21 protein-coding genes are annotated in these 24,229 nt (G+C 63.5%); 13 read left to right on the top strand and 8 right to left on the bottom strand.

Translation table 11 applies throughout. From position 1 onward, the window contains the following. The first annotated feature begins 226 nt into the window (after nucleotides 1–226). The gene (locus NRG23_RS08220) at nucleotides 227–778 is read left to right on the top strand and encodes an arsinothricin resistance N-acetyltransferase ArsN1 family B (RefSeq protein ID WP_028682904.1); all 552 of its coding nucleotides are present in this window, start codon (nucleotides 227–229) and stop codon (nucleotides 776–778) included. Nucleotides 779–838: 60 nt separating this feature from the next. On the opposite strand, the gene NRG23_RS08215 is transcribed toward NRG23_RS08220, so the two are convergent. The 5 genes from NRG23_RS08215 to arsQ all read right to left on the bottom strand — a co-directional run bounded on the left by NRG23_RS08215 (nucleotide 839) and on the right by arsQ (nucleotide 6,167). Then, nucleotides 839–1,549: an MIP/aquaporin family protein gene (locus NRG23_RS08215; protein WP_009048163.1), complete on the bottom strand. Its 711-nt coding sequence runs from the start codon at nucleotides 1,547–1,549 to the stop codon at nucleotides 839–841. A 67-nt stretch (nucleotides 1,550–1,616) separates the two neighbouring features. Continuing rightward, nucleotides 1,617–2,672, bottom strand: a complete 1,056-nt coding sequence (gene arsM / locus NRG23_RS08210) for an arsinothricin biosynthesis methyltransferase ArsM (RefSeq protein ID WP_124301301.1) — start codon at nucleotides 2,670–2,672, stop codon at nucleotides 1,617–1,619. A gap of 16 nt (nucleotides 2,673–2,688) precedes the next feature. Beyond that, a complete protein-coding gene (locus NRG23_RS08205; protein WP_257374339.1) occupies nucleotides 2,689–3,591 on the bottom strand; it encodes a methyltransferase type 11 in 903 nt (300 codons plus the stop codon). 11 nt (nucleotides 3,592–3,602) lie between these two features. Then, nucleotides 3,603–4,877 carry an arsinothricin biosynthesis radical SAM protein ArsL gene (gene arsL, locus NRG23_RS08200; protein WP_198920016.1) on the bottom strand — a complete coding sequence of 425 codons (1,275 nt, stop codon included), beginning with the start codon at nucleotides 4,875–4,877 and terminating at the stop codon, nucleotides 3,603–3,605. A gap of 84 nt (nucleotides 4,878–4,961) precedes the next feature. Further along, the gene (gene arsQ, locus NRG23_RS08195) at nucleotides 4,962–6,167 is read right to left on the bottom strand and encodes an arsinothricin export permease ArsQ (protein WP_257374338.1); all 1,206 of its coding nucleotides are present in this window, start codon (nucleotides 6,165–6,167) and stop codon (nucleotides 4,962–4,964) included. A 199-nt stretch (nucleotides 6,168–6,366) separates the two neighbouring features. On the opposite strand from arsQ, the gene NRG23_RS08190 reads away from it, so the two are divergent. From NRG23_RS08190 to NRG23_RS08150, 9 genes are all read left to right on the top strand, one after another. Further along, the gene (locus NRG23_RS08190; RefSeq protein WP_009048168.1) at nucleotides 6,367–6,864 is read left to right on the top strand and encodes a MarR family winged helix-turn-helix transcriptional regulator; all 498 of its coding nucleotides are present in this window, start codon (nucleotides 6,367–6,369) and stop codon (nucleotides 6,862–6,864) included. 197 nt (nucleotides 6,865–7,061) lie between these two features. Then, nucleotides 7,062–7,730: an ABC transporter ATP-binding protein gene (locus NRG23_RS08185; RefSeq protein ID WP_124373029.1), complete on the top strand. Its 669-nt coding sequence runs from the start codon at nucleotides 7,062–7,064 to the stop codon at nucleotides 7,728–7,730. After that, nucleotides 7,696–10,212 carry an FtsX-like permease family protein gene (locus tag NRG23_RS08180; protein ID WP_257374337.1) on the top strand — a complete coding sequence of 839 codons (2,517 nt, stop codon included), beginning with the start codon at nucleotides 7,696–7,698 and terminating at the stop codon, nucleotides 10,210–10,212. Before NRG23_RS08185 ends, NRG23_RS08180 begins: the two co-directional genes overlap by 35 nt. Further along, complete coding sequence (locus NRG23_RS08175; protein ID WP_257374336.1) at nucleotides 10,202–11,290, top strand: lipocalin-like domain-containing protein; 1,089 nt, start codon at nucleotides 10,202–10,204, stop codon at nucleotides 11,288–11,290. The genes NRG23_RS08180 and NRG23_RS08175 overlap by 11 nt, the downstream gene beginning before the upstream one ends. Nucleotides 11,291–11,493: 203 nt before the next feature. Beyond that, nucleotides 11,494–11,631: a hypothetical protein gene (locus NRG23_RS08170; protein WP_016705072.1), complete on the top strand. Its 138-nt coding sequence runs from the start codon at nucleotides 11,494–11,496 to the stop codon at nucleotides 11,629–11,631. A gap of 101 nt (nucleotides 11,632–11,732) precedes the next feature. After that, the gene (locus NRG23_RS08165) at nucleotides 11,733–12,923 is read left to right on the top strand and encodes an efflux RND transporter periplasmic adaptor subunit (protein WP_037005960.1); all 1,191 of its coding nucleotides are present in this window, start codon (nucleotides 11,733–11,735) and stop codon (nucleotides 12,921–12,923) included. After that, nucleotides 12,920–16,102: an efflux RND transporter permease subunit gene (locus NRG23_RS08160; protein WP_038631361.1), complete on the top strand. Its 3,183-nt coding sequence runs from the start codon at nucleotides 12,920–12,922 to the stop codon at nucleotides 16,100–16,102. The genes NRG23_RS08165 and NRG23_RS08160 overlap by 4 nt, the downstream gene beginning before the upstream one ends. Then, nucleotides 16,095–17,477, top strand: coding sequence for an efflux transporter outer membrane subunit (locus NRG23_RS08155; protein WP_257374335.1), 1,383 nt, complete (start codon nucleotides 16,095–16,097; stop codon nucleotides 17,475–17,477). The genes NRG23_RS08160 and NRG23_RS08155 overlap by 8 nt, the downstream gene beginning before the upstream one ends. A gap of 118 nt (nucleotides 17,478–17,595) precedes the next feature. Beyond that, the gene (locus tag NRG23_RS08150; RefSeq protein ID WP_009048176.1) at nucleotides 17,596–18,183 is read left to right on the top strand and encodes a hypothetical protein; all 588 of its coding nucleotides are present in this window, start codon (nucleotides 17,596–17,598) and stop codon (nucleotides 18,181–18,183) included. A 399-nt stretch (nucleotides 18,184–18,582) separates the two neighbouring features. Here NRG23_RS08150 and NRG23_RS08145 read toward each other — a convergent pair whose 3' ends face one another. From NRG23_RS08145 to NRG23_RS08135, 3 genes are all read right to left on the bottom strand, one after another. Next, nucleotides 18,583–18,873: an addiction module antidote protein gene (locus NRG23_RS08145; protein ID WP_150085183.1), complete on the bottom strand. Its 291-nt coding sequence runs from the start codon at nucleotides 18,871–18,873 to the stop codon at nucleotides 18,583–18,585. 1 nt (nucleotide 18,874) lies between these two features. Next, nucleotides 18,875–19,168 (bottom strand): type II toxin-antitoxin system RelE/ParE family toxin, encoded by a 294-nt coding sequence (locus NRG23_RS08140; protein WP_016705075.1) that lies wholly within the window; start codon nucleotides 19,166–19,168, stop codon nucleotides 18,875–18,877. A 234-nt stretch (nucleotides 19,169–19,402) separates the two neighbouring features. Next, entirely contained in the window at nucleotides 19,403–20,797 is a 1,395-nt protein-coding gene (locus tag NRG23_RS08135) for a VOC family protein (RefSeq protein WP_257374334.1), read from the bottom strand. A gap of 264 nt (nucleotides 20,798–21,061) precedes the next feature. Here NRG23_RS08135 and NRG23_RS08130 point away from each other — a divergent pair, with 264 nt between their 5' ends. From NRG23_RS08130 to NRG23_RS08120, 3 genes are all read left to right on the top strand, one after another. Beyond that, nucleotides 21,062–22,186: a diguanylate cyclase gene (locus NRG23_RS08130; RefSeq protein WP_257374333.1), complete on the top strand. Its 1,125-nt coding sequence runs from the start codon at nucleotides 21,062–21,064 to the stop codon at nucleotides 22,184–22,186. Nucleotides 22,187–22,279: 93 nt separating this feature from the next. Next, a complete protein-coding gene (locus NRG23_RS08125; protein ID WP_028682913.1) occupies nucleotides 22,280–23,524 on the top strand; it encodes a M20/M25/M40 family metallo-hydrolase in 1,245 nt (414 codons plus the stop codon). Nucleotides 23,525–23,786: 262 nt separating this feature from the next. Next, nucleotides 23,787–24,185, top strand: a complete 399-nt coding sequence (locus NRG23_RS08120; RefSeq protein ID WP_009048182.1) for a carboxymuconolactone decarboxylase family protein — start codon at nucleotides 23,787–23,789, stop codon at nucleotides 24,183–24,185. Nucleotides 24,186–24,229: the final 44 nt, after the last annotated feature.

Below are 24,229 nucleotides of genomic sequence, written 5' to 3'. Positions count from 1 at the left end.
TATTGGCCTGAACCATGCGCAGAATTTGTTGCTGATGAATGCTTGGCCGGTGCAGTAAGCTCGGCCGAGTCCTGGCGGCTGCTGATTTCTATAGCTCCGTCGTCCTGGGTTCGTGCAAGGCAAGTCGCTTTGGATTGTCCGCCCCCATGCTCTGCATCGGATCTGAAACCGATAAGATTCGCCAGCTCACACGGCATATGACGAGCAACGGCAAGGAGAAAACAGGATGGGCAAGATCAGGATAGCGACGCCGGCCGATGCTCCGGCCATTCAGGCAATCTACGCGCCTATGGTGTCGGATACGGTCATCTCGTTCGAGCTCATCCCGCCAACGATCGAGGAGATGGCGGGGCGGATCGAGGCGACACTGGCGACTTATCCCTATCTGGTAGCGGAGTTGGACGGCGCGGTCGTTGGTTATGCCTATGCCAGTCAGCATCGTGCCAGGGAGGCTTATCGCTGGTCGGTGGATGTCACGGTCTATATCGACCCCGCGGCACACCGCCGTGGCATTGGCCGCGCACTCTACCAGCGGCTCCTGCCGATCCTCGAGCAACAAGGCTTCCATGCCGCTTACGCCGGCATTGCCCAGCCCAACGCCGCCAGTGTCGGTCTTCATGAAGCACTGGGCTTCACCCATATCGGCACCTATCCCGAAGTGGGCTTCAAGCATGGGCAATGGCATGGTGTTGGTTACTGGCGCAAGCCGCTGAATACGGTGACGCCGCCGAGAGAAATCGTCGCGTTCAGCGAGGCGAGAGGATACGTGGAGCTGTAGGCCTGGATGAAGTCAGCCCGCGAGCGGGGCGTGCGGGCTGACAGGCCATAGTGACATGCCTTATCGGCTTGGCAGTTTCTGGTCGTCAAGCCCAGGTTGCGAGGCCTCGAGGGCGGTAGCGTTTCCACTGAGAAATCTCGCCAGAAAGAGCGCCGTAAGACCACCGAAGAACTGCGAAATGATGAAAGGCGCCGCGTCCGATAGGCGAATCCCTGAAAACGTATCGGTGAACGATCGGGCAAGGGTTACCGCGGGGTTCGCAAAGCTTGTGGATGAGGTGAACCAGTAAGCGGCCACCACGTAGGCGGCCACCACCTGCGGCACCTTCGCCTTGTGGTACTTGTCGCACAGCAGGATGGTGAGGACCAATCCAGACGTTGCCAGGTACTCGCTGAACCATTGCGAAGGCCCGGTGCGGACATGTTGGGAGAACTCCACCACCGGCAGTTCGAACATCAGGTGCGCAGCGAAAACCCCAAGGATCGCGCCCACCGTCTGTGCCGCGATATAGGGGCCTAGAAGCTTGGCGCTCAGCCCTCCACGCAGGTAGTCGACAACCGACACCACAGGATTGAAGTGCGCTCCCGAAAAGCTGGCGAAGCAAACGATCAGTACGTACAAGCTGGCCCCCGTTGCCAAAGCATTGGCAAGGAGCGCGAGTGCATCGTTACCGTTAGCCAGGCGTTGCGCCATGATTCCGGACCCTACAACGGTGCATAGCAGAATGGCGGCACCGAGCGTTTCAGCCAAAATTTTCCGTGAAGTACTCATCTGCAAGGCCCTGAGAAGGTAAGCGATTGAGGGACGCGGCTACAGTTAGCTGTAGCCGCAGACAGCGTTACGAGCAGCAGGACTTGGGTTTGATCTGTTCGGGCTGATGGCCTTCCACGACAAACACCGAGTTCTGCGAAGAAAGGTAGGCATCCTCGCAAGCCAGTTCGGTGGGCACACCGCGCTTATAGGCTTTGCCGCTATCACCGGTGAGTTCGCGAGCAGGTCCGCGGTAGATCACGGTCAAAGGATGACCCTTGCGAACCTGCGGCTTGGTGCCCGTGACCGTGACGGAGTAGAACTGAACGGAGCCGATCCGCTTGGTCGACGCGTCGTTCCTCGCTTCAATGTTTATCCCCGTCAAGCCGGCGTCTTGAAGCTGCTGGTAAAACGCCTGCTCCTGCAACACACCCGAATAGCAGGCCGACCACAGCTTGGTGTCCAGCTTCAGCTCGTCAGGTATGGCGACGTTCGAAACGTTGTCAGAGATTGCAAAGCGTCCTCCCGGTTTCAGGACCCGGTAGATCTCGGCAAAGACATTCTGCTTTTCAGTTTCTCCGACCAGGTTGATCACACAGTTCGAGATCACCAGGTCGATAGACTGGTCCTCCACCAGTGGATGGGTCTGGGCGCTGTCGCTGACGAATTGCTCGAAGTTTTTCCACGATGCCCAGTCAGTGCAGGGCTCGGTGCGCAGGCGCTCTTCAGCCAGATCCTGGTCAACCTTCAGATTGCTGGCCGATGCCCTGTGGAACTGCAGCGGGGCACTACCGGTTGCCTCTTGAAAGGCAGCCGCCTCGCCTCGGGCAATCTGCAACAGGCTCGGGTTGATATCGATACCGATAACGGCGCCCTTGCTGCCCGCGATCTGCGCTGCAACGTAGCAATTGAGGCCGGCGCCGGAGCCCAGGTCCAGGACCACATCGCCTTCGCGCACATACTGGGTCGGGTTGCCGCATCCGAAGTTGGCCTCGATGATCCGCTTTGGAATGTTCTTCAGGTACTGGGCGCCGTAGGCCTCGCTGCAACAGCTCTCGTTGAGCTGCGATTCGAGTACGACGTTGCCCTGACGAAGCGCCTCGGTGTAGTCCGCGATGATTTTATTTTCAAGTGCAGAAGCCATTATTCATATCTCCCGTTTAGCAGCACGAACTACCATCGGCACAGCACGATTCTTCGGCAGAGCCAGTGATAGGAAGAAGCCCTTTGGTGACTTTGGGGTCCCGGATGGAGGGGGTGTTGCAGTCGAAGAAGCCACTCTTTTCCAACGGCGGCTCAACGTAGCAACGCACTGGAATGAACTGTCCCTGATAGGGCTGGCTCATCAGCAGATTGAAGGTCTTCTCGCACACTGCGGTACGCACGCCGCGAAGATAGGTATGGCCATCGTCGTCGACCGTGTGCTTCCAGGGACCTTTGTAGATAACGGCATGCCCCTGGTCGAGACATACGCCGGCTTTGCCCTTATAGGCACTGATAGTAAACAGGCGGTATTCGATGCCGTCCTGAATGCAGACGGGCACTTCAGAGGCCAGTGTGTAGGTGATGCCATGGAAGCCAACCTCACAGAGCTTCTCGGCAACAAGGGGCTCGGTTATCGCCGTCCGGCACTCCAGCCCCTCGACGACAAAGGGGCGAACTGAATCGGCTTGCTCATCCGCCAGAATGGCGGGAAACACCAGACGCCCCTGTCGCTCCAGACGTTCATAGATCGACTGCGCGTAGTGGCTGAAATCGGGCTCGGCATTGAACCCTTCCCAGTAGATGGTCGAGAACGTGGCAGACGTGTCGTCGGTTCCGTTTGGCCTGCCCTGAGCGCTATTTACGCTTGGGCTGAAGGCACTGCCCTGAGCTTGGCCATACTGCGTTGTGAACTCGTGACGACGAGGCTCAGGGCAGATGAAGAGGGTGTCTTTGCCGTCCGCCAGGACGCTCTTCAGGGACTCCGTGTGAGCCCGCCAGGCAATGTGACCCGGTGCCTGGAAACCCTCTGTTTGATTGGCCAGTCTGAGGGCCGCTTGGAGCAGGGAAAGTGAAGACATTGGTGATCTCCTTAGCACTTCAGGCAGCAGCGTTTGAACACACCTTCTTCGGGTGGCGTGACCGAGTCCATGAAGAGCTTGTCCAGGCGCGAGTCAGAGTGCTGCCAGTCGAAGTGAAACTCGTGCTCCTCCAGCTTCAGCTCCTTGACCGAGGCGTTGTCGAGCAGTGGTGAGCCTTTGTACAGGTGCAGCCGGGTTTCGAACTGGATCGGGTCGACGATGTTCTCCAACTCGTTCCGGGCGATGAAGTCATGGAGTTCGGCCATGTCTTCGAGGCTTACCCAAGGGTTGAACGTGATGAAGGTCGGGTTGACCTTGACCCCGGCTTCTTTCAAGAACGCCAAGGCCTCCTCGATCATCGGCACATCCATCTCCTTGAAGACCTGATCGAGGACCTCCTGCTTGGGGAACTCCAGGGCGGTGGTGATGAAGGCCAGGCCTAGCTGGCCCATTTCCTCGATGGCTTCCTTGTTTTCCAGGATGTGGTCCACCCGAGTGGTGAAGTCGTACGTCAGCTCGGGAAACAGCGAATGCAGCTCGCGGATGATTTTCAGACCGTGTTTCTTGGCATTGAAGAAGTCCGCATCGGTGAAGGTCAGGTGAGTCATGCCTTGTGCGACGAGGTTTGCTACATCCCGCTCAACAAGATCATCAGCGACCAGCAGGACCTTGCCGTCATAGGCTGCGTACACCGAGCAGTAAGAGCACTTGTGGTGGCAGCCGCGGGAGCCCTCGACCCCACCCACGATGGCTTTTCTACCCAGCAGCTTTTCCAGCTGGGGCTGCGGGTATTTGTGAAGGGGAGGTGCCAGGTCTCGCCTCGGCAAACGAAATCCATCACGGATCAACTGGGGGACGACGATCTCACTGGAAAGGCCGCGGGGCCGATCGATGACTCCGCGCAAGTCTTGCTCTTGCTCCCCATTCAGGTGCTTTGCCAGGCTGACGATGGGTTTCTCCCACTCACCCGCGATCGCGTAGTCACCGTACTTGGCAGCCAGGCTCTTTGCATTGATGGTTGCGTACTGCCCGAAGAAGCAGATCTTCTGCTCTGGATTGGCTTCTTTCAGGGTCTTCGCCAACTGGGTGCCGGCTGTCAGCGAGTCGAAAAGCGGCACGCAGATGAAGACGAGATCGGCATCGCCGAACCGCTCAACGAAGAGGCCCTCTACATAGATATCGATCAACTGCGCATCAATATCTGCATCAAGTAGAGCCGTGGTTGCAGATATCGCATTAAGCGGCTGATATCCCCCTTCAAATGTACTGGCGACCAAGTATTTCATTCTCTTTCTCCTTGAGTTCAGGCGCGACGATTCGGTGGCGAGAGCCACTGTGGGTGTTGCAAGAATTCGAAGTTGGATTCGAAGTTAAGGCGATACCAGCAACAGGGCGGCGAGGCCCGCCAATGCTTGCAGGGCTGAACCCGCTGTAATCAGGCGCATGTATCTTCCCGTGGGGTATTCAGGAAAGGCGTCTGACTTGACCAACCAGTAGTAACTGTCGTTGGGGAGAATGGCGATGAAAGACCCGAGGCAAACTGCAAAGGTAATGCTCATCAAGTCCACTCCACTGGATGCCAAGAGGGGAGTAAGAACAGGTGGAATTGCAGCAAAAGTTGCAAGCGAGGAGCCATTCAATGTTTTGAAAATGGCAGCCAACACGAACACCCCAACGAGAATGTGCGTGGAGCTGCCTGCAGTGGCGAGCGTGTGTTCAAGCAGTTCCTTTGGAAGCACCTTGCCCAGGGCCAGGCCCAGTGCAGAGGCACAGCCGATGGTGAATAGCAGCGAGCTGGTCCTGCGCATGGCCTTGGACAGAAGATCCTGGACCTCGCCAGGCCTGCTGTTCAACGCAATCAGCAATGAGGTGGCGATCAGTGCGCCGGCCGGCGTCGTAAAGAACTCGATAGCCGGATGCTGGTTCTTCGGCATCACATATCCGCTGATCAGAAGTACGAAGAATGCCGCCAGAGGCATGATCACTTTGGCAACCGAGTCTTGAGGCGTAGCAGCGCCGGTTGCACGATTGGCCGCTGGGGAGTCCGCCCGAGTCGTCCAATAGGTCCAGGCCGACCCGGTTATCCAGGTGACAACGGTGAGCAGCAGCCCCAGATAGAGGAATCTCGGGTCATGAGTGTTCGCCCCTAATCCGATGCCGATGATCAGCGGGCCGGCAGGCATCAGCAGCTTGAATCCCGAATAGCACCCGATCGCGATGTACTTCTTGTGGTTTCCGGCTATCGGAGCCAGAGAGGCATAGGCCGTGTCGGGACACACCATCCCGGCGCCCAGCAAGGGTGAAAGCGATACGCCAAATTTGCCAAACGAGGCGCTGCCTCGCGCTGCTATCCAGCCTGCAATAAAGAACGCACTCAGAATGACAATGGCGAAATAGCCAAGGTTATTGCCGAAGCCTTTGCTGAGCGTTTCAAAGACGCTGCTACTGCTTGCGCCTCCAAGCAGGGGGAGCAAAATCGCACCTAGCAGCATGGCGACCGGCAGAGGAATGGAAGCGCTATTCCATAGGCTTCGTAGCCAGGGCCCCGTTTTAATCCTGAGCACTTGCGTCAACATCCCTGCACCCCCTAGCGTTACCGGAGCCTGTAACTGAGCGGCCTCATGGCCTTTCCGGGAACCTACAGTGGCAAAATACGTTGCGGCCCGCAACTAAAATTAAGAAACAATTTTGTGACATGCTTATATCCAAAATGATTGTCGCTATGCCTGCTAAGGTGCTATCTGCCTGAGTTCCCGAAATTTCGAGTCGTCCGCTATGCCAAAAATTGACCAGATCGACCAGGATGCAGAGGCGCTTTATGAGGCACTCAGTCACCTGGTTCGGGTCTACCAGTTCCGTGACCGGGACCGCAGTTGCTGCGAAGGCCTCTCCGTCACCCAATGCTATGCGCTTGAGCATGTGATCAAGGCCGGGCCCGTTCGTGTGCAGTCTCTGGCCAGTGAGCTTTTCCTCGACAAGAGCAACGCGAGCCGGCTGGTCGACTCGCTGGGCAAGCAGGGGTTGGTGCGTCGTATCCAGGACGTGACCGATGGCCGGGCGGTGGCAATCAGCGCCACGCCAGAAGGCTTGGCCGTGTATGAAAGGATTCGATCGGATCTGGTGGGAGAGGCCCGTCATCTTTCGAGCGACCTCTCGACAGAGGCGCGCAACGGTGCCATCGAACTGCTGCGTCGCTTCGCCAATGCCACCGAGCAGCGTTGTGGCCTGAAGGCGCCCGAAAATGACGAGTATCAGTCCCTCAAATGCTGCTGAGATGATGAGTGGGGGCTGCAGGCAAAGCGGGTGTATCAGGAGCGTCTGTACAAAAACCGCATAGCAGCCAGATATGAGTTCATTGAGTCCTTGCCGGGTTGTCCGGACGCAGGTCGAACCCTGGGTGATGCACCGCAACCCCTCATGCTCTGACAAGCGCTATCCTTGAGCCTTCCTTCCGCTGCCAGAGCCCGCCCATGCTCGATGTACAAGCCGTCTGCAAAAGCTACGCCACGCCCCAGGGCCCGTTGACGGTGTTGCAGGGGGTCGACCTGCAGCTGGAGCAGGGCGGCAGCCTGGCGCTGATGGGCGAGTCGGGCAGTGGCAAGAGCACCTTGCTGCATTTGATCGCCGGCCTGGACAAGGTCGATCGCGGCAGCATCCGCATTGGCGATCAGCAGTTGGAGCGGATGAACGAAAACCAGCTGGCCAACTGGCGGCGGACCGAAGTCGGGCTGGTGTTCCAGCAGTTCAACCTGATCGGCAGCCTGCGGGTGGAGGACAACCTGGGGTTCCAGGCGCGGCTGGCCGGGCGTTTCGATGAGCGTTGGCAGGCGCAGTTGGTGGAGCGTTTGGGTCTGGGGGATCTGCTGCGGCGCTACCCGGAGCAACTGTCCGGCGGCCAGCAACAGCGGGTGGCCCTGGGCCGTGCCCTGGCCGGCAAACCACGGCTACTGCTGGCCGACGAACCCACCGGCAGCCTCGACGAAGCCACCAGCGACGACGTACTGCAGCTGTTGCTGGAGCTATTGGCCGATACCCCCACCAGCCTGTTGATGGTCACCCACAGCCAGCGCGTGGCCAGTCGCCTGGGGCGGATCGCGGTGCTGCATGGCGGGCGTCTGGCCGGCGCGGGCGAGCACTGAGGTGCGGGTTTTCTGGCACAGCCTGCGGGCGCTGCTCAGCCATTGGCGGCGGCACCCGGTGCAGTTTTTCAGTGTGCTGACCGGGCTGTGGCTGGCCACCAGCCTGTTGACCGGGGTGCAGGCGCTCAACAGTCAGGCGCGGGACAGTTACGCCAAGGCCAGCCAGTTGATCGGCGGCGCGCCCCAGTCCAGCCTGGCCACGGCCAATGGCGCGCCGTTTTCCCAGGACGTGTTCGTCGGCCTGCGCCGGGCCGGCTGGCCGGTGTCGCCGGTGGTGCAAGGCCGGTTGACGCTCAAGGGCCATGAACAGCAGCGCCTGCAATTGCTGGGGATCGAGCCGCTGTCGCTGCCGGCCGGTTCGGCGGTCGCCGGCCAGGTGCTGGATTCCGCGCAAATGGTCGAATTCGTCAGCCCGCCGGGCAGTACCTGGATCGCCCCGCAAACCCTGCAAGCCCTGGGCTACCGCGAAGGCGATCGACCGACCACCGCGAGCGGCCAGCCACTGCCGCCGCTGCACAGCCAGGCGGACATGGCCCCGGGGCTGCTGCTGGTGGATATCGGTTTTGCCCAGCCGCTGCTGGGCTTGCCGCAGCAGCTCTCACGGCTGCTGTTGCCGGCGGATTTCGCCGCCAGCGCGCCGGCCTTGCCCGATGCGTTCAAGGGCCTGCTGGTGCTCAAGCGCGGCAGTGAGGAAAACGATCTGGCGCGCCTGACCGAGAGCTTTCACCTGAACCTCGATGCCCTGGGTTTCCTGTCCTTCCTGGTCGGCCTGTTTATCGTGCATGCGGCCATCGGCCTGGCCCTGGAGCAGCGGCGCGGCCTGCTGCGCACCCTGCGCGCCTGCGGGGTCAGCGCGCGGATGCTGATGGTCTGCCTCTGTGTCGAACTGGGTGGCCTGGCCTTGCTCGGCGGCCTGGCCGGGGTGCTCAGCGGCTACCTGCTGGCCAGCGTGCTGTTGCCGGATGTCGCCGCCAGCCTGCGCGGCCTGTATGGCGCCGAAGTGGCGGGGCAGTTGAGCCTGAGCCCCTGGTGGTGGTGGGGCGGGATCGGCCTGAGCTTGCTCGGCGCCTTGCTGGCGGGGGCCAACAGTTTGCTGCGGGCCGCGCGTTTGCCGTTGCTGGCGCTGGCCGATCCCCAGGCCTGGCACCAGGCGTATGCGCGCTGGCTGCGGCGTCAGGCCTGGGTGGCGACGGCCCTGGCGGCGCTGGCGGGCGCGGCCTGGATCTGGGGCGACAGCCTGGGCAGCGGTTTTGTCCTGATGGCGGGCTTGCTGCTGGGGGCGGCCCTGGGGCTGCCGGTGTTGCTCAACGGGTTGCTCAGCGCGCTGCTCGGGCGCAGCCGTTCGGTGCTCGGGCAGTGGTTTCTCGCCGATTGCCGGCAGCAGTTGCCGGCCCTGAGCCTGGCGTTGATGGCGCTGCTGCTGGCCCTGGCTGCCAATATCGGCGCCGGCAGCATGACCGCCGGTTTTCGCCAGACCTTCGCCGACTGGCTCGAGCAACGCCTGAGCGCCGAGCTGTACATCAATCCGCAGACCCCGGCGCAGGCACAGGAACTGCAAGGCTGGTTGCCGGAACAACCTGCCATTGCCGCGGTGCTGCCCGTCCGGCAGGTGGCGCTGCAACTGCAAGGCTGGCCGGCGGACCTGTACGGGGTGATCGACCATGCCAGCTACCGCCAGCACTGGCCCTTGCTCGAAGCCCTGGGCGAGCAGCCCTGGACCCAACTGGCCAGCGCCGACACGCTGATGCTCAGCGAACAGACCGCGCGCCGGCTCAAGGTGCGCCTGGGCGATTGGCTGGAGATTCCCGTGCCGGTGGGGCAGTGGGCGCCGCAAGTGGTGGCGATCTACGCCGACTACGGCAACCCCAGGGGCCATCTGCTGGTGAATGCCGAGCACCTGCTGGCGCACTGGCCGCAACTGACGCCCAACCGCTTTAATCTGCGCCTCGAACCGTCCGCCGTGGCGCCGCTGGTAAGCGCCTTGCAGCAGCGCTTTGGCCTCGATGACAGCCGCATCGTCGAGCAGGCACAGCTCAAGGGTTGGTCCAGCCAGATATTCGAACGCACCTTCGCCGCCACCGCCGCGCTCAACAGCCTGACCCTGGGGGTGGCCGGCGTGGCGCTGTTTATCAGCCTGCTGACCCAGAGCCAGAGCCGCCTCGGCCAGCTCGCGCCGCTGTGGGCGCTGGGGGTGAGCCGGCGCCAGCTGATGCTGCTCAACCTCGGGCAGACCTGGTTGCTGGCGCTGCTGACCTTGCTCCTGGCACTGCCGCTGGGCATCGCCCTGGCCTGGTGCCTGGACACGGTGATCAACGTCCAGGCCTTCGGTTGGCGCCTGCCGTTGCGGGTGTTCCCGCTGCAACTGGTGCAGCTGCTGGCCCTGGCGGTATTGGCTACCTTGCTCGCGTCGGCCTGGCCGTTGCTGCGGTTGTATCGCAGCCAGCCGGCGGATCTGCTCAGGACTTTCGCCCATGAAGATTGAACGGCTGCTTGGCCTGTTGCTGATGGCAGCCCTGTGCGGTTGCGATAAAGGCGACGAGCCGGCGCAAGGTTTCGCCGGCCTGGGCGAGGACGCCGCGGCGTTCACCCAGGTGGTGCCGGGGCGGGTGTTCAGCTTCCCGGCGGACCATGGCGTGCATGACGGTTTTCGCATCGAGTGGTGGTACCTCACCGCCGACCTCAAGGCCAGCGACGGCCAGCGCTTCGGCGTGCAGTGGACGCTGTTTCGCAGTGCCTTGCGCGCCGAGCCCGACCAGCCCGGCTGGCAGGCACCCAATGTCTGGCTCGGTCACGCCGCCGCCACCTCGGCCAACAGCCATCACGCCGCCGAACGTTATGCCCGCGGCGGAGTGGGGCAGGCCGGGGTGACGGTGCAGCCGTTCAAGGCCTGGATCGACGACTGGAGTTTTACCAGCCAGTCCGCCGGCGCCGATGCCGATCCTGACCCGCTGGCCCACATGCAATTGCAGGCCAGCGGCCCGGGTTTCGCCTACCGCTTGCAGCTGCGCAGCGATAAGCCCCTGGTGCTCCAGGGCGAGGGCGGCTACAGCCGCAAATCCGAGCAGGGCCAGGCGTCCTATTACTACAGCCAGCCGTTTTTCCAGGCGAGCGGCAGCCTGCAGATCGACGGCCAGACCTATCAGGTCAGCGGCCCGGCCTGGCTCGACCGCGAATGGAGCAGCCAGCCCCTGGCGGCCGGGCAGAGCGGGTGGGACTGGTTTTCCCTGCACCTGGACAGCGGCGAGCGGCTGATGCTGTTTCGCGTGCGGGAAAACCACAAGCCGCCCTATATCACCGGCACCTGGATCGAGCCCAACGGCCGCACCCGGACCCTGCACAAGGATGATATCCAGCTCACCCCGCTGGCGGACTCCAAGGTGGCTGGGCGCACGCTGCCCACCCGCTGGCGCCTGCGCATTCCCGGCCACGGCCTGGATATCAATGCCGAGGCACTCAACCCCAAGGCCTGGATGAACCTGCGCATTCCTTATTGGGAAGGCCCGGTGCAGTTGAGCGGCAGCCATTCCGGCAGCGGTTACCTGGAGATGACCGGTTATTAACGAGGTATTCGTGAGTACCAGTCATTAGTTATTTACCCAATATTCATTTATCTCTCGCGTCAAACTGTGAGTGGTTTTTTGTTGAACTAATAAAGTGTCGATTCATGATTTCGACTCAATATTCTTTTCCCCTGCGCAGCATTTATCTTTTTTCTCAAAGACGGAGAATTCGCTCAACTTAAATATCACTGAGGTTCTCCGTCATGTTCAGCCTGAAAAAATCCGCAGCCCTGTTCCTTACCTTGCTGGCCTTGTCTTCCGTGGTCGGCGTGCAGGCCGAGGAGTCCGGCGCCTTTGTCGAAAGAAACCGCGCACTGAGCGCGGGCTCGACGCAAAACTGAAGTTTCAAGTTCAAGCGGCCGCTGCTGGAAAGTAGGCGGCCGACTCTTTTGTGTGGCTGAAAACTGGGTTGAAAAGTTGTTCGCCAACCCCGGAGAAAGTTATGAAACCAGGATTATCTGCGATGAAATCCAAACCCATGAAGTTTGCCGCATTGTCGGCCGTCAGCCTGGCGCTGCTGTCGGCGTTGTCCGGCTGCGGTCCGGATCAGGTACTGGCCCCGCCTGCGCCGCCGACGGTTTCGGTGAGCCAGCCGGTGAACCGGCAGATCATCGATTGGGACAGTTTCACCGGACGTTTCGAGGCGACCGATTCGGTGGAAGTGCGTTCGCGGGTCAGCGGCTACCTGGAAAAGGTCGCCTTCACCGACGGCGCCATCGTCAAGAAGGGCGACCTGCTGTTCGTCATCGATTCGCGCTCCTTCCAGGCCGCGGTGGTCCAGGCCCAGGGCAAGCTGGCCCAGGTACGTTCGCAGCTGGCCCTGGCCGAGCAGGAGTATGCCCGGGCCAAGGTGCTGATCGAATCGAAGACCATTGCCCGCAGCCTGTATGACCAACGCTTGCAGGCGCGGCAGGCGGCCCAGGCCGAAGTCCTGAGCGCCGAAGGCGCCTTGAGCAATGCCCGGCTTGACCTGGAGTTCACGCGCATCACCGCGCCCATGAGCGGGCGGATCAGCCGCAAGCTGATCAGCGAAGGCAACCTGGTCAACGGCGGCAACAACAATGCGACCCTGCTGACCACCATCGTGTCCCTGGACCCCATCGACATCTACTTCGATATCGATGAGCAGAGCTACCTCAAGTACCGCCGCCAGGAGCAGGGCGCCGCGGGCCAGAACCCGGTGCGCATCGCTTTGCCGGGGCAGAGCGAGCCGACCCTGAGCGGGCGCATGGACTTCATCGACAACCGCCTCGACCCGTCCACCGGCACCCTGCGCCAGCGCGCCCGGGTGGCCAACCCGGATTTGCGCCTGAGCCCGGGGCAGTTCGGGCGTGTGCAGTTCTCCGGGCGCCCGAGTTATCAGGCGCTGTTGCTGCCGGACACGGCGATCAGCGTCGATGCCACGCGCAAGGTGGTCTATGTGCTCAATGCGCAGAACCAGGTGGAACTGCGTCCGGTGCAACTGGGCAAGCTGCATGACGGCCTGCGCGAAGTCGCCAGCGGCCTGCTGCCCGAGGACCGGGTAATCGTCGACGGCATCCAGCGGGTGCGCGTCGGCGAGACCGCGACCGCCAGCGAGCAGGCCCTGGCGCTGGCGCCGAAGGCCTCGGCCAGCGAAGGAGCGCCGCTATGAACCTGGGGAAAATCTCCGTCGAACAGCCGGTGCTGGCGATCGTGCTGTCCATCGTGCTGATGATCGTCGGCGGCCTGGCCTACCTGATCCTGCCAACGTCCGAGTACCCGGACATCGCGCCGCCCACCGTGGTGGTGCAGGCGACCTACCCGGGCGCGTCGGCGCAGACCGTGGCCGAGACCCTGGCGATCCCCCTCGAACAGGAGGTCAACGGCGTCGAGGACATGCTCTACATGTACAGCCAGGCGACCTCCGATGGCAGCCTCAACCTGACCGTGACGTTCAAGAGCGGCACCGATGTCGACAAGGCCCAGGTGCTGGTGCAGAACCGCGTGGCCCTGGCCACGCCACGCCTGCCGGAGCCGGTGCAGCGCAGCGGCGTGTCGGTGCGCAAGTCGTCGCCGACCCAGCTGTCGACCATCTTCATTTCCTCGCCCAAGGGCACCTACGACCAGCTCTACGTTTCCAACTTCGCTATCCGTACCGTCGCCGATACCCTCAAGCGCATCGACGGTGTGGGTGACATCAATCCGCTGGGCGCCCGTGAATACTCCATGCGCATCTGGCTCGACCCGGAGCGCGTGGCGTCCTTCAATCTGACACCGGCGGACATCATTGCCGCGGTGCGCGCGCAGAACACCCAGGTGGCGGGCGGGGTGATCGCGCAACCGCCGGTGGCGTCCCAGGCCTTCCAGCCCAACCTGATTTTCGAAGGCCGCCTGAAAGAGCCAGCGGACTTCGACAACATTGTCATCAAGTCCGGCAGCGCCGGGCGCCTGGTGCGCCTGAAGGATGTGGCGCGCACCGAAATCGCCGGCCTGGCCTACGTCAACAACACCTATTACCTGCGCCATCCGGCCATCGGCTTGCAGGTGCTGCAACGTCCCGGCGCCAATGCCCTGGCCACCATGAAGGTGGTCGAGCAGACCATGCAGGACCTGAGCAAGGAATTCCCCGAAGGCATCGAATACAGCATTGGCTACAACCCCACCGCGTTCATCGCCGACAGCATCGGCGAGCTGGGCAAGACCATCTACGAGGCGGTGATCCTGGTAGTGCTGGTGATCCTGGTATTCCTGCAAGGCTGGCGTCCGTCGATCATCCCGATCCTGGCGATTCCGGTGTCGCTGGTGGGGACCTTCGCGGTCATGGCCATGCTCGGTTACTCGATCAACAACCTGACCCTGTTCGGCCTGGTGCTGGCGGTGGGCATCGTGGTCGACAACGCCATCGTCGTGGTGGAAAACGTCGAGCGCCATCTGGCCGAAGGCAAGAGCCCGTTGCAGGCCACGCTGATCACCATGCAGGAAATGGGTGGCGCGCTGGTGGCGATCACCCTGGTGCTCTGCGCGGTGTTCATTCCCACGGCGTTCATTCCGGGGATCTCCGGTGAGTTCTTCCGTCAGTTCGGCATCACCATCGCGGTGGCCACGGCGATCTCGCTGTTCAACTCGGTGACCCTGTCGCCGGCGCTGGCGGCAATGATTCTGCGTCGCCACGACCCCAAGGCGCATCAGGCGCCACGGCGCGGTGTGGCCGGCCTGCTCACGCGCGCAGCGGAAGGTTTCAACCGCGGCTTCCTCAAGCTTTCGGTGGGGTATGCCGGCAGCGTGCGGGGGCTGGTGGCGCGGACTCCATTGATGCTGGCGATCTACGCGGTATTGATCGCGGCCACGGCTTACCTGCTGGTGTCCACGCCCAAGGGCTTCATTCCGGCCCAGGACCGCGGTTACCTGGTGGTGATCGTGCAACTGCCGGAAGGCGCTGCGCTGGAACGCACCAACGAGATTTCCCGGCAGATCGAAGCCATCGCCCTGCAGGTGCCGGGTGTCGATCGGGTGCCGACGTTCTCCGGATTCTCCATGGTCACCGGTACCAGCTCTTCCAACTCGTCCGGCCTGGCGCCGGTGTTCGAGCCCTGGTCCAAGCGCAAGCTGCGCGGCCTGACCTCGGACAAGATCGCCGCCGACCTGCGTGAGCGCCTGAAAGTGGTCAGCGGCGCGTCGGTGATTGTCGCCACGCCGCCTCCAGTCCAGGGCCTGGGCAGCACCGGCGGCTTCTCCATGCGCCTGCAGGACCGTGCCGGCCTGGGCAGCCAGGCCCTGGCCAAGGCCACCGAGCAACTGATCGCCGCGGCCAATGCGACCCAGGGCATGACCGGTGTCTACTCGCCGTTCTCGGCCCGTACGCCGCAGGTGTTCGTCGAGCTGGACCGTGAGCGCGCCGAGATGCTCGGGGTGCCCAGCAGCCAGATCAACCAGGCCATCGAGACCTATTTCGGCTCGACCTACATCAACGACTTCAACCTGGTGGGCCGCACCTATCGGGTGACGGCCCAGGCAGACTTGCCGTACCGGGTCACGCCAGAGGACCTGGCGCGGGTCAAGGTGCGCAACGAGGCCGGTGACATGGTGCCGATCGCCAGCGTCACGCGGTTGCACGAGTCGCTGGGGGTCGAGCGTTTCCCACGCTACAACCTGTTCCCGACCGCGGAAATCAACGGCGACACCTTACCCGGGCTGGGCTCCGACTTCGCCCTGCAAACCATGGAGCGCCTGGCCGAGCAAACCCTGCCACCGGGCATCACCTACCAGTGGACCGACCTGAGCTATCAGCAGACCACCGCCGGCAACATGGGCCTGCTGGTATTCCCGCTCTGTGTGATCTTCGTCTACCTGGTGCTGGCCGCGCAGTACGGCAGCTGGAGCCTGCCGCTGGCGATCCTGCTGATCGTGCCCATGTGTCTGCTGGCCGCCGCCGGTGGCGTGCGCCTGATGGGCCTGGACATCAACATACTGACCCAGATCGGTTTCATCGTGCTGGTGGGACTGGCGGCGAAAAACGCCATCCTGATCGTCGAGGTGGCACGGCAGCAGGAGCAGGACGGGCAGGGCATCGTCGATGCCGTGGTGGAGGCGTGTCGCCTGCGCCTGCGACCGATCCTGATGACCTCCCTGGCCTTCATCCTCGGTGTGCTGCCGCTGGTGCTGTCCGAGGGCGCCGGTTCGGAAATGCGCCAGGCGGTCGGTTCGGCGGTGTTCTTCGGCATGATCGGCGTGACCCTGTTCGGCCTGCTGTTCACCCCGATCTTCTATGTCCTGATCCGCCGTCTCGCCGGGGGCGAGCGGCGGTTGCAGGCCCCATCCAGCGTCTCTGCTTCGGGAGTGGTCCATGAATAACCTGCTGCGTTTTCCCGTCCTGGCCTTTACCGCGGCGCTGCTTGCGGCCTGCGCCGCGCCGACCTTGCCACCGGCTGTCGAGGCGCCCGCCGGGCGTTTCGTCAATGCGCCGCAAATACCGGCGGCGGGCATTGCCGAGCAATGGTGGACGCTGTACCACGACCCCTTGCTCGACCGCCTGGTGGCGCGGGCGCTGGAGGAAAACCTCGACCTGCAGATCGCCCTGGCGCGGATCGATGCCAGTCGTGCCTTGCGCGGCGTCGCGGCCGCCGGCGCGAGCCCCGAGCTGAACCTGGGGGCCAGCGCCACCCGGCAACGGATCTCGGCGGACCAGGCCGGGTTCAGCGACCCCTTGATTACCGAGCCGCTGAGCCTGGGTCTCGATGCCTCCTGGGAGATCGACCTGTTCGGGCGGATTCGCGAAGGCGTGCGGGCCGCCGATGCCGAGCTGCAGGCCAGCGCGGAAGAGGCGCGTGGGGTCAAGGTGGCGCTGGTCACTGAGGTGGTGCAGGCCTATGCCCAGGCGCGGGGGCTGGAAGAGCGCCTGAGCATTGTGCGGCAGAACGCCGAGAGCCAGAGCCGCACCCTGCAACTGACCGAGCAGCTGTATGCGGCGGGCAGCAGCCCGCAGGCCGATCTGCTGCGGGCGCGTTCCCAGTCGGAATCCACTGCGGCCCAGGTGCCGGCCCTGCAACTGGAGTGGCAGCGCTCGTTGCACCGCCTGGCAGTGTTGCTGGCGCAGCCGAGCGAGGCGCTGTACCAACAGTTCGCCGCCAGCCCGGCGCAACTGAGCGAGGTGGATCTAGTGGCTGCCGGCACCCCGGCCGACCTGCTGCGTCGGCGTCCCGACATCCGTGCCGCCGAGGCCCGGCTGATCGCTGCCTACGCGCGGGTCGGGGTGGCCAAGGCCGACCTGCTGCCGCGCCTGAGCCTGTCGGCGGCCCTGGGCTCGCTGGTCGATGGTGTCAGTGCCGCGAACCTGGCCAGCTCGACTTTCTGGCTGGCCGGTATCAATGCCAGCGTGCCGCTGCTGGACGGCGGACGCCGGCGCGCGGTGGTGGAACTGCGCGATGCCGAGGGGCGCCAGGCCTTGCTCGGCTATCGCCGTACCGTGCTCGGCGCGGTGGCGGAAGTCGAGTCGGCCCTCGCCGCGGCCCGGCGCAATGCCGAGAGCCAGCAGCATCTGGCCAGTGCCGCGGCGCAGGCCAGTTCGGCGGCGCAGCAGATCCAGCGCTCCTGGGCCGCCGGCGAGGCGCCGTTTCTCGATGTGTTGCAGGCCCAGCGGGTCGAACTCACCGCTCAGAACGCGCTGTCGCGGATCAAGACCGCGCAGTTGCAGAACCAGGCTGTGCTGGTGCGGGCGCTCGGTGGTTGAACAGGGAGCAACGAATCTGTGGTTCGCGGCGGCATGGGCATTTACAGCGTCTATGCTCAAGCGGCACCGCGCACCTGAAAGGCGCGGGTCTTGTCTTCAATTACAAGGATGAATGTCTATGAAGCCGCTTCACTCTCTGGCCAAAGCCGTTGCCTTGGCCACTCTGTTGTCCGCTGCCAGCCTGCATGCTTACGCCGCCGACATTCCGTTGGCCGGTACCGTGGAGGCCGATGAACTGGTGACCAAGGTGCTCTCCGTGGATGCCGCCAAGCATCGCGTGGTGCTGGAAGGCGCCCAGGGCCAGCCGGTGCATGTGCAACTCAGCGACCAGGCCAAGGACCTGGGCAATTTGAAGGTGGGCGATCAGGTCAATGTGCGGGTCACCCACGCGGTAGTGGCGGTGCTGGACACCGATGTGGAAAAAGGCCTGCCGAATTCCGCTGAGCGTGCCGGGGTGGTTCGCGCCACCAAGGACAACCCCAACCCGGGCGGTGAAGCCTATCGCCAGGTGCAGGTGCAACTGAAGATCACCGACATCGACCTGAAGAACAACCAGCTGACCTTCCAGGGGCCGGCGGGCAACAAGAAGGTCCTGGACGTGGAGAAACCGGAAGTCCAGGCCCGCCTGAAAGACCTCAAGGTCGGCCAGAGTGTGGTGGTGACCTACACCGATGTGTTGCAAGTCACGACACAGCACGAAGGTTGACTGAGACCGGGCGCTGGTCGCTGTGGCGGCCGGCGCGCCGGATCTCGGGAGGTCCGTGCGGGGAGTTGAACGAAGGTGAGCGGAATGACAAATTTTCCGTCAGCTTTGTGTTCAGAATTCTTCAGAATATGTGCACGGACTTTCTTTTCCTGTTCGATTAAAATAGTTCTCGTTCGCCCGGTGCAAGGGCTCTTTACCGGTGCATGGATTGCCAGGCCAGAGCACTGGGCGAACACCCTCTTCGGGGTTCCCGCCCCGCGATTTCCGTAACGCCGCTCATGCAGCCCGCACAGCTTCGACGCCTGTTGCCAGCGGTTGCCAGGAGCGATCGGCTCCCCCTCCAGCAAGACGCCTTAGCGACACAGCCGCCTGCTGCATCGCCTGTCGCCTTGGCCAGTTTCAGCCTCGGGACACGGTGGTGCACAGCTGCAGGCCCAGCGCGCGCATGACCTTGACCACGGTATCGAAGCGCGGCTTGGCCCCCGGGGCAAAAGCCTTGTAGAGGCTGGCCCGGCCCTGGCCGGTGGTCTTGGCAATCTGCGTCATGCCCCGGGCCCTGGCGACGTGGCCCAGGGCGCGGATCAGTTCGTCGGTATCGCCATCGGCCAGGACCTGGGACAGGTATTCGCTGATCGCCTGGTCGCTGTCGAGCAGGGTGGCGATGTCGAAGGGAACCAGTGTGTCGGACATATCAGAACTCCTTGGCCAGGGAACGGGCCTGGCAGATATCGGCAGGCTGGCTGGACTTGTCGCCACCCAGCAGCAGGACGATGAGGGTATTGCCGCGAACCGTGAAATAGAGGCGGTAGCCGGCGCCTGTGTTCACGCGCATTTCCGAGAGACCGCCGCCGAGGTTTTTCACATCGCCCAGGTTGCCCGCCGAAGCCCGCTCGATACGCCGAGCGATGGCTATCCTGGCGCGCAGGTCCCGTAGTGTGGTGTGCCATTGGGCAAAGACGGTCGTCTGCAGGATCTCGTAATCCATGAGAACTGTATCCATATAGAGACAAAATAAAAAGAGGTAATGACCCCCAGGCGACTGACGGTGCACCTGAAGACGTCATGGGAAGGTAAGCAGGAGGGGAGTGGGCGAGGCGGGCTGTTTCGTATCGGCATGTTGTCGATCAGGGCTGGCGAAACACCCTGTAGCCATTGCCCTGCGGTGGCTGCTGGAAAGGGCCAGCATCAGCCGTTCTGGCTGATGCTGTGGGACGCAAAATCAGAGAGTGGGCAGGCCCAGCGCCGCGGCGCATTCCTGGAGCGAGCGTTGTTGGGTGTCGGCGTACAGCTGCAGTTCATCGATGGTCGGGCGCCCCAGGGCCCGCTCGAAAGCCTGCCGGTTGGAGTGGCCGGCGTAGTGGCTTTGCGCATCGTCGCCCAGGTTGGACTGGAAGATTCCGGCGGCGCTGACCGGCAGGAAGTCCTCGTACACCAGCGGCTCGGCCCGCACATGCCCGGCGCGGATCAGCGCCTCCAGGCTCGTCGGCCGATCCGCCTGCTGGCGCGCGGCCAGGCCCTGGTTGCTGACGAAGTAGCGGAAGTACGCCAGGCCCTGTTCACGCATGGCTTCATGGTTGTCGGGAAAGGCGCGGAAGTGCTCGGCCATCAGTGTGTTGTAACGCTGGGCGTTGGCTTCGTTGGGGAAGTCACCCAGGGCGTCGCGTGCAGCGTTCAACAGTTGGTCGTACAGCGCCCGGCCTTTGGGGGTGAGGGCGGCGCCGCGCTGTTCGATCTCGCCGAAGCGCGCACTGTGGCTGCCGCGGCTGTCGGGCTGGTCGGTGAAGGATACGGCTTCCTCCAGCGCCTTGAAGCTGGTCTGACGCAGCAGGATCGGGCATTCCCGGCGTGGCGGGCCTTCGATCACCGCCTTGGGCGTGATGCCGTGGGCGGGCATCAGTGCTTGCACCTGGTCGATGTCCAGGGTGCGCGGTGTCAGGTGGTTGATGTGCGGCCCCTTGAACGCCACCACGTCGGCGATCAGCCGGTGCTGGGCACTCAGTTGCTGGTACTGCCCGGCCGTGACCGTGGCGCTGTGATGCCAGCGGAAGGTTTCCAGGGCCTGCTCGACGAATTCCTCGGCGGCGCGGTCATCGAGGCCGCCCTGGGTTTCGGCCTGATCGATCAGGGCCAGGGCGCGCGGGGTGAAAATGCTCCGGCGCGCCAGCACCGATTCGGCGAAGTCGCGCAGCTGCGGATTGTCGATCAGCTCCAGGCGCAGCAGCGAGGTGAAGACCCGGAACGGGCTGACCTGCAGGGCGCTCTCATGCACCGCGCGAAAGGCCGTGGAATGCACCGGCACCCCGGCCGGGGTGAGGTCGTAGTAACCCACCGGCTGCATGCCCATCACCGCGAACAGCCGGCCCAGGGTCGCCAGTTCCGTGGCGGTACCGACGCGAATGGCGCCGTGGCGTTCCAGGTCCAGGCGCTGGATTTCGCCGGTGCTGCGCAGCTGGCGGGCGATCCTCTCGTCGCTGCCCAGGACCCCGGCGTTGACCTGGGCCACCAGCTCCATCAGGGCGCCGTACAGCGGCACTTCCTCGCGGTACATGTCCGACATCGCCCGTGAAAAACGTTGGCGGATCAGGTCTGGGCTGACGAAGCTCTGCAGGCTCATAAACAAGGATTCCCGGCGTAGTGAGACAAAGAGGGTAGCGGTGTTGGCTGGGCCTGATTCTGGTCGGCGCGGGGTGTGCTGACAAACGAAGTTTCTTCCGGACTTCATTCTGCAAATGAATGCAGGCGGGCAGGGCGGCTGCACGGTTTGCCCTGGGCGGGCATGGGCCCTCGCGGCCAGGCGAGCCGTAGCGGTTTCCGGGGGGCTGAGCGGTGATGGCTATTTGCCGTTGCGCTGATAGACTTCTGAACACGACCGCATCCCATGGCTTGCGTACCGTTCAACGGAGGCGACTTGGCCTTGACGCCGCACAATGGAGGAAAGGGACTTTCACTGGCCAGGAGGCTATACAAGACGCGAATTCTGGGGCTGGCCCTCGGTTTCCTTTGCGTGTCCGCGGGCATGTACCCGCTGCGCCCGCCGCCCTGGGTCTGGGCGTTCATGCTGTTCAATGCCTTCATCTGGCCGCACCTGGCATACCAGTGGGCGTGCCGCTCGGCAGTGCCGTTTCGCGGCGAGCATCGCAACCTGTTGATGGATGCCTTCCTCGGCGGGTTCTGGGTGGCGGCCATGCACTTCAACCCGCTGCCGACCACCACCACCCTGTCGCTGATGGCGATGAACAATATCGCCCTGGGCGGCGTGCCGTTTTTCCTTGCCGGTTGCCTGGCGCAAGCGCTGGGGATCGCTGTCGGGCTGCTGCTGTTCGGCGTCGGGTTCGTGGCCCAGAGCAGTGCGCTGCAACTCTATGCCTGCCTGCCGATGCTGACCCTGTATCCGCTGGCCCTGGGGTTTATCTGCTACCAGCAGGCCAATGTCCTGTCCCGGCACAAACGCGAATTGTTGGCCCTGAGCCGCACCGACAGCCTGTCGGGCCTGCTCAATCACGGGGCCTGGAAGGACCAGCTGGAAATCGAGTTCCAGCGTTGCCGGCGCCAGGCCTCGACCCTGAACCAGGGCGGCGCCATCGCGCTGATCGACATCGACCATTTCAAGGCCATCAACGACACCTACGGCCATGTCGCCGGCGACATCGTGTTGCGCCAGCTGAGCAAGCTGCTCAAGCAGAACCTGCGGATCAGCGACCAGGCCGGGCGCTACGGTGGCGACGAGTTCTGCGTGATCCTGCCGGACGTGCCGCTGGAGCATGCCGCCGAACTGATGGAGGCCTTGCGTTGCCGTTTCGGCGGTTTGGGCTATGAGCAGAATCCGGCCCTGCAGGTCAGCCTGAGCATCGGCCTGGCCGCCTATTCCCCGGACCACAGCGATGCCCTGGACTGGTTGAACGATGCCGACCAGGCTTTGTACGAGGCGAAAACCACCGGCCGCAACAAGGTCAGCTGCCGCCGCGGCGACCACTCGCCAAAGGCCCTGCTGAACTCCTTGTGAGGCCGCTCGCAGAGCATTGCGCCAGCATGGAGGGTGGCGAATTTGTCAGGTAGGGTGGGCGGGCACCTTCCGACACGAAACAAGGACCGATTCATGACGCAGACTTCCCCTCGCTCATTGCTGGCCGCCCGTATCGGCCTGACCCTCGCCCTTGGCCTGCTGGCCACCCACGCCAGCGCCGCCCCCCACCCCCAAGTACAGAACGATGCGCAGCAATACCAGGGCGATGCCCTGAAACTGCTGGAGCGCCTGGTGAACATCGACTCGGGCTCCGGCTACGAGGCGGGGCTGAACCAGGTGAGCGACATCGCCATCGCCGAACTGAAGAAGCTTGGCGCCAGCATCGAAAAAGTCCCCAACGGCGCTGCCGGCGGCAACCATGTGCTGGCCACCCTCAAGGGCACCGGCAAGGCCAGGATCCTGCTGATGGCGCACATGGATACGGTGTTCAAGGAAGGCACCGCGGCCGAGCGGCCGTTCCGCATCCAGGACGGTCGCGCCTACGGCCCCGGGGTGATGGACGACAAGGGCGGCATCGTCGCCGGGATCTATGCGCTGAAGGTCCTGGATAACCTCAAGTTCAAGGACTACGCCCAGATCACCTTCCTGCTCGACGCCAGCGAGGAAACCGGTTCCGAGATCGCTACCGACTTGATCAAGAAAACTGCCAAGGCCCACGACGTGACCTTGAACCTGGAACCGGGGCGCCCGGCCGATGGCCTGGTGGTGTGGCGCAAGGGCAGCGCCACGGCGCTGGTCGAGGTCAAGGGCAAGGCGGCTCACGCCGGGGTCGCGCCGGAGCTGGGGCGCAACGCGGCGATGGAAGCGGCACACCAGATCCTGCAACTGGGCAAGCTGGGGGATGAAGCGAAGAAAACCACCATCAACTTCACCGTGCTCAAGGCCGGCGACCGCACCAACGTGATTCCCGACCAGGCCACCGCCAAGGCGGATGTGCGGGCGGCGGTGCCGGAGGAGTTCGACCGCATCGAGAAGGACCTGGCGCGGGTGTCGGCCAACAAGCTGATCGCCGACACCGAAGTCAAGACCACCCTGCAACGCGGCTTGCCGCCGATGCCGCAGACCGAGCAGTCCGATGCGCTGGTGGCCATGGCCCAGGGCATCTACGGCGAGCTGGGGCGCAAGCTGACCATCGAGGGCAGCGGCGGGGCGGCGGACTCCAGCCTGTCGGCCGGCGTCGGTACGCCGACCCTGGATGGCTTCGGCATCGTCGGCGGCAATATCCACACCCCCGAGGAATACGCCGAAGTCGAGAGCGTGGCGCCGCGCATCTACCTGCTGGCGCGGATGATCATGGAGCTGTCGGCCAAGCAGTGATTGCAGGAACAGACGCACGGCATTCTCTGCATGGCCGGACCCTGTAGCCCTGTAGCCCTGTAGCCCTGTAGCCCTGTAGCCGCTGCCGAGCCCGCGAGGCTGCGATCGACTGCGCAGCAGGCGCAAGGATCTCAAGACCGCTGGAGGACCTGCGGTCCTGTCGCAGCCTCGCAGGCTCGGCAGCGGCTACAGGGGTGGCGACAGGCGCCCCCGATCCCTCTGCCTATACTCGAAAGCCTCGTCCCCCACAGCGGAGCTTTCAATGAGCAGCAACCACCTCACCGAATACTCTGACGCCAGCCCCGAAGTGCGGGCGGTGTTCGATGACATCATGCGTACCCGCCAGGTCGACCAGGTGAACAACTTCTGGAAATGCCTGGCGGCCCATCCGCCGACCCTGCGGCGTACCTGGGACAGTCTCAAGGAGATCATGGCGCCGGGGGCGCTCGATCCGTTGACCAAGGAGCTGATCTACGTGGCGGTCAGCGTCACCAACAACTGCCCGTATTGCATCGCTTCGCACACCGCCGCGGCGCGCAAGGCAGGGATGACAGAGGCGATGTTCGGCGAGTTGCAGGCGGTGGTCGGCATGGCCAACGAAACCAATCGCCTGGCCAACGGCTACCGGGTGCCGCTGGATGATGCGTTCAAGCTTGAATGAGCCTGTGACCCGCAGGGCTGCGGCCCTCGGCGCTGCTCGTATCG

Origin of the sequence: Pseudomonas sp. T8 (genome assembly GCF_024610635.1) — a bacterium.
GTDB lineage: Bacteria > Pseudomonadota > Gammaproteobacteria > Pseudomonadales > Pseudomonadaceae > Aquipseudomonas > Aquipseudomonas chlororaphis_I.
Note: the sequence above shows the minus strand (reverse complement) of the source record. Positions and strands in the feature narration are given on the sequence as shown.